This window comes from uncultured Anaerococcus sp. (assembly GCF_937934665.1).
Classification (GTDB): Bacteria; Bacillota; Clostridia; order Tissierellales; family Peptoniphilaceae; genus Anaerococcus.
The window spans coordinates 1-1,747 of the sequence record NZ_CALGYW010000081.1 but is presented as its reverse complement, the minus strand read 5'-3'; the positions used below and the strand labels follow the sequence as shown (position 1 = coordinate 1,747).

Genomic DNA, 1,747 nt, shown 5'->3' with positions numbered 1-1,747 from the left:
TGGCATTTGTTAGATAAATGCTGGACGATTTTTTTTATAAATCTGCCTGGTGGCTGGCCCTAAAGTCTGATGGGGTTATGCCTATGTTTTTTAAAAAGTTTCTTAAAAGAGTCTTTGACGAATTATAACCCACTGCTATGGCTATATCGGTTATAGGCTCATTTGTATTTACCAAGAGATCACAGGCTGCGTGGACTCTTACCTGGTGGAGGTAGGAGTAGAAGTTTTGTTCCATAAAGTAGACAAAAATCTTATTGATATTTCTAGGAGTTAGGTCAAAAAGCTTCGCTACTTCTATTATCTCTAGGTCTTTGGCATAGTTTTCATTTACATAGTCAATAAGCTTTAGGTCTTCGGGACTAAAGGTAAAAGTAGCATCGCCTTCTATAAGCTTATTTAGTTTCCTGAAGCCCTTGGTTCCCATGGATTGCTTTTCTTGGAAGAGTTTGGAAAGTTGGGCAGGATCAGAATAATTAACAGCCTTCGCTATTTCCTTTAGGGTCATGTCAGTATGGATTAGTAAAAATTTTGCCTTGTAAATCCTAATTTCATGGAGGATGTCAAGAAAACCAAGTCCTGTTACATCTTTTATGTACTGGCTTATGGCAGATTCTGACATAAGGAAAATTTTTGCTAAGACTTCTAGACTTATATCCCTAGATGAATTTAAGAACATATACATAAAGATATTTTCTTTTTTGACGGCGACAGATTCGCTAAAGTTATCATCACAATTTACATATCTCATATATAAGATCAAAAGCTCTGTAATCTTTGCCATAAGGTAGACTGTGGAGAATTTTTTCTTGGTGTGAATTATTAGACTTAGGGAATGGACGCCTATTTCTTCTCTTATATCCTCAAAAATCCTCTCGATTTTATCAACAGCTTCTGGGTCATAAAGGGCTGACTCGCTGTTATAAAGGCTCTTAATAAAGCTTAGGTCTTCCTTATTGAGGTTCATTTGGCTTTTCATGTAGATATTAACTAGGTTGAAGTTATAAACTAGAAGGTAGTAGGTGATTTTGCCTGCTACTTCTATGATTTCAGAAGTTTGCCAAGGAAGGATAGAGATAACAGTACCACTAGTCATCTTATATATCCTATCTTGGATTTTAATCTTTCCTTCTCCATCGAGTATATATAAAAACCTGCTATGCTTATGCATAAGGGGCAGGGTTTTTCCGTTATCAGATTGGATATCAAAACTTATGAGGTTTGATTCGTTTAGGATTGATAAAAACGAATCCTGTAGGGTGACATATTTTTTTCTCATAAAGATCTTCCTCCTACTTATATAATATTTATTCTCAGATAATTTTCAATAATTTTTGCGATTTTTTTGAAATATCCATATAAAAAGCGTTTGTCCTTAAGAAAATTACCAAAATCTATCAAAAAGCTTGAGGTTTTTGAAGATTTTAAATTAGTGACAAAAAATATAACGTGATTTGTCCGAAGTCATTTTTAAATATATGTTAATATATAATTATGAAATTGTTACTTTACTTAGCAAGTAATAAAAAAACAAAGGAGAGATTATTATGGCAAAAAATTTCAGAGGAAAATCATTCTTAAAACTTCTTGATTTTTCATCAGCAGACATCAGATACTTATTAGACCTATCTAAAAACTTCAAGGATATGAAAAGAGCAGGTGTACCTCACAGATATCTAGAAGGTAAAAACATTGCAATTATCTTTGAAAAAACATCTACAAGAACAAGATGTTCATTTGAAGTAGCAGG

General features: G+C 33.2%; 1 protein-coding gene and 1 pseudogene. One reads left to right on the top strand and one right to left on the bottom strand.

What is annotated here, in order from left to right; genetic code table 11:
• Positions 1 to 34: 34 nt before the first annotated feature.
• Positions 35 to 1,276 carry a helix-turn-helix domain-containing protein gene (locus Q0410_RS04530; protein WP_299033378.1) on the bottom strand — a complete coding sequence of 414 codons (1,242 nt, stop codon included), beginning with the start codon at positions 1,274 to 1,276 and terminating at the stop codon, positions 35 to 37.
• Between the two features lie 268 nt (positions 1,277 to 1,544).
• Here Q0410_RS04530 and Q0410_RS04525 point away from each other — a divergent pair.
• Positions 1,545 to 1,747, top strand: a pseudogene (locus Q0410_RS04525) (ornithine carbamoyltransferase); the annotation flags it as partial.